The organism is Vibrio sp. SG41-7, assembly GCF_014164465.1.
In the GTDB taxonomy this organism is placed as follows: domain Bacteria; phylum Pseudomonadota; class Gammaproteobacteria; order Enterobacterales; family Vibrionaceae; genus Vibrio; species Vibrio splendidus.
This window is the reverse complement of record NZ_JACJFF010000385.1, coordinates 1-315: the sequence shown is the minus strand read 5'-3', so window position 1 is coordinate 315 and position 315 is coordinate 1. Positions and strand designations below refer to the sequence as shown.

Below are 315 nucleotides of genomic sequence, written 5' to 3'. Positions count from 1 at the left end.
ACCAACCGCCGCCGAACCATGCTTAGAGCATTATGTTATGACGGCTCTGGCTTCTGGTTAATCAATAAACGCCTGAGCAAAGGCCGCTTTCAAGATTGGCCCCGTCATCACCAAGATGGGGTGACCCCTGTCGCCGCGAAGCAGCTTAAAGCTCTGTTGATGGGGCTGCCTGGCTGGCAAAAAGTATGACCGTACGCACACTATTCACCCTTAAATTATCGATCCTCACGATCATGTTGACCGATCCCACAATGCTGGAATAATTGAGCGCATCAGCACTGCAAGCCAGCCGACAGGAACTTAAATGGCGCAAGA

The 315-nt window shown here is 51.4% G+C and carries 1 protein-coding gene; it reads left to right on the top strand.

Annotation, left to right across the window (positions count from 1 at the left end; all coding sequences use genetic code 11):
• Positions 1 to 189: IS66 family insertion sequence element accessory protein TnpB (gene tnpB / locus H5300_RS27260; protein ID WP_182797403.1), on the top strand; the 189-nt coding region annotated here is incomplete at its 5' end.
• Positions 190 to 315 lie beyond the last annotated feature (126 nt).